4 protein-coding genes are annotated in these 7263 nt (G+C 65.7%); 1 reads left to right on the top strand and 3 read right to left on the bottom strand.

Features of this window, described 5'->3' with window-relative positions; translation table 11 throughout:
• Nucleotides 1-165: 165 nt before the first annotated feature.
• The gene (locus tag E1264_RS37735; RefSeq protein WP_132181547.1) at nucleotides 166-990 is read left to right on the top strand and encodes an alpha/beta hydrolase; all 825 of its coding nucleotides are present in this window, start codon (nucleotides 166-168) and stop codon (nucleotides 988-990) included.
• A gap of 201 nt (nucleotides 991-1191) precedes the next feature.
• Here E1264_RS37735 and E1264_RS37730 read toward each other — a convergent pair whose 3' ends face one another.
• The 3 genes from E1264_RS37730 to E1264_RS37720 all read right to left on the bottom strand — a co-directional run.
• Nucleotides 1192-1554, bottom strand: coding sequence for a hypothetical protein (locus E1264_RS37730; protein WP_132181546.1), 363 nt, complete (start codon nucleotides 1552-1554; stop codon nucleotides 1192-1194).
• A 408-nt stretch (nucleotides 1555-1962) separates the two neighbouring features.
• Nucleotides 1963-2424 (bottom strand): hypothetical protein, encoded by a 462-nt coding sequence (locus E1264_RS37725; RefSeq protein WP_132181544.1) that lies wholly within the window; start codon nucleotides 2422-2424, stop codon nucleotides 1963-1965.
• A gap of 2 nt (nucleotides 2425-2426) precedes the next feature.
• A partial coding sequence (locus E1264_RS37720) for an RHS repeat-associated core domain-containing protein (RefSeq protein WP_132181542.1) occupies nucleotides 2427-7263 on the bottom strand: 4837 nt, incomplete at its 5' end.

Here is a 7263-nt window from a genome sequence, read left to right as displayed (position 1 = left end):
GTCCCCCACCGCGCCGCCCAGCCTGGCCGCCACCGCCGTCCACAAGACCGACGCCCCCGACAACCCTTACGAAGAGTTCAGCTAGCCCAAGGAGGACGGCGCGGCATACCAGGTGCACCCGCGGGGATGGCGGTCAGTACCGCATCCGATCGAGTTGGGGGCATCGTGGACTGGAGGCTGGACGAAGAGTTCCAGACACCTGACGGGGTCATACGCTGGGCGGCCATGGGCAGCGGCGCCCCGGCCGTGCTCGTCCACGGCACCCCGTACTCGTCCCTTCTGTGGCGGGACATCGCTCCGGCACTCGCCCTGACCCGCAAGGTCTTCGTTTTCGACCACCTGGGATTCGGCCAGTCAGACCAACGCGAAGGCCAAGACCTCACCCTGGCGGCCCACGCCAGGAACTTCAGCCTGCTCCTGGACCACTGGGGACTTTCCCGGCCAAGCGTCGTCGCCCACGACATCGGCGGAGCGGTCACGCTGCGAACACTCCTCCTGGAAGGGGCGACCTTCCGGGATCTCACCCTTTTCGACGTGGTGAGCGGCGGCCAGTGGGAGAGGGGCTTGTTCCAGCTAATGCTGCGGCAGGCAGAGGTCTTCCGTCAGCTTCCCGGTTACGCCCACGAGGCCCTGGTGGCAAGCCACCTCCGCCACGCCACTCACGTCGGCTTCCGCCCAGGCGTCCTCGAAGCCTTCCTCGCACCGTGGCAGGGCCCCGAAGGACAAGCCGCGTTCTACCGCCAGTACAGCCAGATCAGAGAGGCGGACACGGTCGAGTACGAGCATCTGCTGGGCGAGATATCGCTACCGGTGCGCCTAATCTGGGGCCGCGAAGACCGCATTCTGCCCCCGCCCTACGCCGAGTGGCTACACGAGAAGATCCCCCACGCCGAACTCCACTGGATCGACGCAGCTGGCCACCTCCTCCAGGAGGACGCCCCCGCCCAACTAATGGCCCACCTCACCGCGAAGCCAGCAGCACCAGGCTGACGCGGGCGCCGGTGCGCGGACGGCCCTTGGTACCGACCGTTCCAACCTTCCAGCAGGACGGCGTAGAAGGAAACATGGCGAAGCTGGCTTTCGTCCAGAACTGCAAACACTCCTTCAGGCCCACCCGGAGTCCTCTTGGGGGTGAGGAGCGTGTGGTGGCGGTGGATTGCGGTTCGTCGCGAGTCATACGGAACATGCGCGCTAACGCTCGTTTGTCGAGGACTGCCAGCCAACCCCGCGCCGCACCATCACACGACCGCACACGACGAATCCCTCATGGATTCCGTCTGTCACATCAAGATTCAGAAAACCGCGATCATAGCGGCGCGGCATTTGCAGAAAGGAATCCATTTCGGCCACGTTGGCCGAAATGGACACGGAGAGTCGATGATAGCTGGCCGCGACCTTCATCCCCAGAACATAGCTGAAGATGACATCCACATAGCGATCATACTTTTCATCTGGGCGTCCCCGGAGCGCGAGCTTTTGATGCGAGTTGCTGTAGGACCAAAGCTGGAAGGGGTGGTTGAAGCGAAATGGAAGGGGCTGCTCTTCTGCTGCCATGCCACATCGACCTCCTGTCCTTCTGCCTACGGGGAACGGATTATCACCGTTGACCCGAACGACGCGCGCCCGAACCTCCGGGGGGGGCATCTCTGATCATAGCCAGCTCCCAGGCGGTCAGAGCGGAACCGATGGTGTGCGCCTGGAGAGACGATTCCAGGGGCCGATCGGGACGGCCATCGCGTTTCCGGCGGCGTAGAGGCCGGGGGCCAAGGCCAGCACCGATCCCCTGCCGCACTGGGCCCTGCACATGCGGATCCCGCATAGTGCCCTTCATACCGCCTCGTCCGGTACTCCAGTCCAGTGTTCGGGGTTGACGCTTTGTGCAGCCCCGATCCGGGCAAGTCAAGAATAGTCAGGATGAGAGGGCGTAATCTGTTCCTACGTTAGGGCCCTGTACTGGCCGTTTCAGCCGACCACCTCGATCTGTACAGGCTCCGCCGAGTCCAGATAAATGGTGAATCCTGCTTCTTCGTCATCCAGGTACTCGGGATAGCACAGCTCGAGCGCCCACTCGGGACGTGGAAGCCGACCGAAGTCGGCAGCCGGAATATAGTTGGCTATTTTTCTTACAACTGCCTCGACCGGAGGTATTCCTACTATGCATATGTCTCCAGCGGTAAGAGAATCCGTGTCGGGATCAACTCTCCAGGGGATGTTGCGCCAGTCGTAAGAGGTAGGGTCTCTTGGAAGTCCGAGGGTTCCGTCCCAGAAATTTTCGGACGCGGGATCTGGCTCCCCCCAAGGCCAGTCAAGCAGAACCCGCGTGGCAGTGACTCCCCTGACTTGCACCTCCTGCGCTTCGCAGGAGATCTGGACGGTTTCCCCGACCACGAACCCACGCCAGGACCGGAAGAACTTAACCTCCATCACTACCAGGCTCCAGGGGCCCAGAAGAGAGAGAAGGGCGTCTTGTCCGACAATCCTCCCCGGTATCCTTCGCCACCGAACCTCATGCCGCGTACGTTGAGCAGCCGATAGCAGGTAGCTATACAAATATTGCGGCTTGTCCCGCCGAACATGACAACTTCGTTCGGCCCAAGACTATTGATAATTCCTTCTTCGGCGCCCCCTGGCGCTCGAACAAACCTCTCACCGTCCCTCAACATGCTTTCCGACAACTCCCCACCCCCGTTAATGCCTACTCGAATCGACCACTCTTTGGTCTTGGTGTCGAGAACGCCAATTACCGCGGTTGTGCCATTCAGGTGGGAATTCGGATAATCGGTCCTCGAAGCTTGTATTTCCTCTGCTCTTGAGCGAGCAAGGATAGCATCCGCCTCCGTCGGTCCACAGTTGTGTACAAGGACCGAAGACTGCCGCGCCAGCACGTGATAGGTATGCGGACCGGCGACGGTCAGGTTGTGGACGCGCTGGTAGCGGGTGGTCCAGTGATCGGTGGCGGTGACCTGGACGTAGGTGCCGGCGCTGGTGCGGAGCCACATGCCGGGCTTGAGGTCGGCCGCCTCGACCCACTTGTTGATGTCGCCTGCGACCCAGAAGGGGTGGCTGTCGGTGGCGATGACCATGCCGCTCTTCGGCTGCTTACGCTCGTCGAGCACAAGGGAGGTACGCTCGGGCTTATCGCCTGGCGCCCATGGCAAGGCCTGGGCGTCCGTGCTGATGGTGATCTGGACCAGCTTCTTGTCGCCCTTGGAGGTGATGGTGGCCAGGACGGGTTCGGCTCTGGTCTCTCCCGTCGCCGGGTCGGTGGCCATCACCTGATCGCCGGTCTTGACCTTTTCGATGGGTTTCTTGCTGCCGTCGGCCATCAGCACCTTCGTTCCGGGGACGAAGCTGCTGCATCGCTTGGGGAGCTTGCTGACGTCCAGCACCGGGTCGAGCTTGTTCTGTGTGCGCCCTAGGAGCCCGAGGCCACGCAGGATCGATCTTGTGTACTTGCCGAATATGGGGATGAATGCGACAGCGAACCAACCACAGTCCGCTTTGCTCTTGCCGGTGACACACTTCTTGGCTTCCGGGTAGCCGACCCATTCGCCCCAGATCGTGAACGCGTCCTGGACGATCAGGTGGGGTGGGACGTTCGCCGTGGGAGGCTTTGGGTTGTTGGCGAGGGCCTGGCCTGTAAGCCTCTCCTCTTGGCCGCCGCAGCGTCCCGTCCCGTAGATTTCCACGAGCGAGCATTTGGGGGCGTCCGCGGGTTCGGGGTCAGAGTAGGGCGGTCCGCAATCGAGGCCGCAGCCACCGGTGGTCGCCGGTTTGTCGTGGCCGACATTGATGACGCCTGCGCCGCAGCGGTCGGGTGGGCACAGGCCTGTGGGGTCGGCGTCGGTGACCGGGTTGTTGCCTCCGTAGGCGTAGCCGTTCAGCTGTTGCGGGTCGGCCACGTTCATGACGGGGTCGGCGGAGATGAAGCGTCCGGTGTTGGGGTCGTATTCGCGGGCGCCCAGGTGGGTGAGGCCGGTCGGATCCTTGGTGCCGCCGACGAAGCCCTTTTCGCCCGGCCAGCTCTGGTGCTCGTCGGTGCCGCGCGGCTGCCCGAAGGGGGTGAACCGGCGGGTCATCGATTGCTGGTCGGTGGAGTTGACGGCGACGTTGGAAGTGCCCTGATGGTCTCCGGTCAGGTGCCGGACGCCCGCGGCGTCCCGCATGGCGACGGTCTGGCCGAGGTGGGCGTAATAGCGGGTGCCGGTGACGGTGTCGGAGCCGGTGGTGCGGCGCAGTTCGGTTCCGGGCAGATACAGGGTGGTGCCGCCGGGGTCCTTGCGGAGCAGGCGGTTGCCGTCGGCGTCGTAGACGAAACCGGTGACCGCGGGCCCTTCGGTGATCTTGGTCAGGTCGCCTTCGGTGTTCCAGGTCAGGGTCTGGGTGCTGTCGCCGACGGTGCGGGTGGTGGGGTTGCCGGACGGGTCATAGGTGTAGCTCTCGTCGTTGGTGTCGGGTCCGGTGAAGGGGTTGGCGCCGGTCTGGTCGACGATGCCGAGCATGTGGCCCTTGACGCTGGGGTCCACGCCGGGGTCGCCCTGGTAGCGGAATGTGCGCGTGGATTGCGGGGTTCCGTCGGGCTTGTAGAACTGTTCGGTGCTGCGGCTGCCGTCGGTCTTGTAGGTGTAGTGGAACCGGTACGGTGCGGGCCCGGCGGAGGTGCCGGGGGTCTGCGGGCACGCGGGGTTGTCGACGGTCCAGGCGTCGGTGAGGCGTTGCAGGTGGTCGTAGCGGAAGCACTGGGTGTCGGTGCCGGCGCTTGTGGTGTCGGAGAGGCGGAGGACATTGCCGGCGTCGTCGTAGCCGTAGGTGGCGTTGCGCAGGTCGCCGGCGATGTTCTCCCGGTAGGTGCGCGACTCGGCCAGCCGCTGGGTGCCGTGTTCCCAGGTGTTCTGGTTCCAGATGCGTTTGCCGGAGGCGCCGAACTCCAGGAGTTTGGGTCTGCCGGTGGGGGTGTACGCCGTGGTGCCGACGTAGGTGGCCAGGTCGCTGGTCAGCCGGGTGGGACGCCGGTAGGCGTCGTAGCCGTGGGTGAGCGTCTCGGACGGTAGGCCACCGGCCGCGGGCAGAGTCTCCTGGTTGGGAGTCTCGTCCAGGTTGTAGGACCTGCCGAAGGTGTACGTACCGCCCAGCGGCCCTTCGGACGCGGGGACGGTGATCTGCGTCGATTCAGGACGACCGCGCAGGTCGTACCCGGGCACCCGGGTGACATATTCGCCGTTCTCGCCATGCCGAGTGGAGGACCCGAGAAGCCCCTTGCCACGGGTCGCGGTGTCATAAGCCCAGGACGCCAGCACGTCCCCGGTGCGGGAGCCCTCGCGCGTCTGGATCTTGCGGCCGAGGCCGTCGTAGCGGACGAAGACGGTGCGGCCGCGGGCGTCGGTGGCGCTCTCGACCCGGTCGAGGTCGTCGTAGGTGCGGGTGGCGGTGCCGGCGTCGGGATCGGTGGCGGTGGTGTTGCGCCCGCGCAGGTCGAACTCGCGGGTCCATACGTTGCCGGACGGGGCGGTGACCTTGGTCAGGTTGCCGGCGCGGTCGTAGGCGTAGGCGGTGCGGTCGTAGGTGCCGGTGGGGCCGGCGCCGTGGTACTGGCGCCGCTCGGTGACCCGGCCGCGGGCATCGGTGAACTCCGCCGTGGGCGTGGCGCCGGTCGGCGGATCCAGCGCCGTCCAGTTCCCGCCGTAGGTGGCCGTGGTGCGCCATTTCTCTTTCAGTTCACCGTCGCCGACCATCAGGCGCTCGACGGTCGGTCGGCCTAGGCCGTCGTAGGTGTGATGCTTCTGTGTTTCGATGTCGGCGGGGTCGGTGGCGGTGAAGAGCGTGGCCGCGGGGGCACCGGTGGCCGAGTAGAAGTCGTATTTCCTGGAGACCTCGCCACGGTCGCCGTAGAGGGTGTCGGTGACCAGGCGGCCGTCCGGGCCGGGGACCTGGGCCTGGCGGGAGCGCAACCACCCGTCCATGAGCTCGATCGAGCCGATCCGCTGGGTGCCGTCGTTCTTGAGCGTCTTGGTGGTGACGGCGACGATCTGCCCTTCGGCGACCTGGTAGCCGAACTCCAGGTTGGGCGTCTGGTTCTGCGCCTTCGACCGGTCAGGCCTCCAGACCTTGCTGAGCCGGCCGAGCGCGTCGTACGCCAGGTCGGTCCGCAGGTTGTTGGCGTCGATCTCAGTGGTCGGCGCGCCCCAGGCCGGGTCGAGGATATGGGTCGTGGTCAGGGACGTGCTCGCGTTCCCCGGGGTCGCCGGCGGGGTCGTCGTGACGGTCTTGGTGGTCAAGCCCGCGGTTTCGGTGTAGCCGGTGGTGGTGGTCTGCCCCAGGGCGTCGGTGACCGTCAGCGTGCGGCCCCGGATGTCGTAGGTGGCGCGCTTGTCGGTGACGTAGGTGGCCTTCTCGCCGTCATGGTCGGCGATCTTTTCGGTTCTGGTGACATCGCCCTTGGTCGGTGCGGCTCCGAGGTCGCCGTTGTCGTAGTAGGTGCGTACGTCGGAGATGACGTGCTTGGACCGGTCGGGATCCTGGTTGCAGGCGACCGCGACGGTCTCCACCCGGGACGGGTAGGCCAGCATCCACCTGTCAGGGTTGTCGGCGTACTCGGTCCGGGCACACCGGTCGTCGTCGGCGACGGCCACGTCGGCCAGGTCGTTGACCGTCTTGACCCGGCCGACGCCGGTGAAGGCTGTCTCGTACTGGTTGATGGTCTTGGTCTCACGCCAGGCGCCGCCGTCCATCGCCAGCCAGGAGTTGACCGTGCCGGTCTTGACGGCGTTGGCGGTGACGGTGCCCCAGTCACGGGTGCGGGACGCGGTCTGCTGCCGCCAAGGGGTGTTGACGGTCTTGTCGTGGACGCTGCCGCCGGGGGCGGTGTAGCGCACGGTCTTCAGCGGGAATCCGTCCAGGCCTTCGTGGTCGGTGTGGGTGCCACCCTCGCCGTCGGGGACGGTGACGGTCCTGGTGCCGCCGTCCGGGCCGGCGCGGTCGCCGTGCATGCCGCGCAGGTAGTAGGTGTCGGTCTGGGTGGACGGATCGGCCAGGCTCCCGGTGGTGACCCGGACATGGTCGTAGCCGCGCCATTGGGACCAGGTCTTGTTCTTCTCGCGTGTCAGGCCGTCGTCATCGTCGTAGTGCCAGGCGGCGCCGCCCAGGTACTGGTACTGGGTGGCCATGTCCGGGGCGTGGCCGGTGCGGTCTTTCTGCACGACGGCGGTGACGACGTATTTGTGGAACCAGTCGGTGACCGGGGCGGGCTGGCCTGGGGTGTGGGAG

Origin of the sequence: Actinomadura sp. KC216, from assembly GCF_004348535.1 — a bacterium.
Classification (GTDB): Bacteria; Actinomycetota; Actinomycetes; order Streptosporangiales; family Streptosporangiaceae; genus Spirillospora.
The sequence above is the reverse complement of the archived record's forward strand: the minus strand, read 5'-3'. Positions and strand labels throughout refer to the sequence as shown.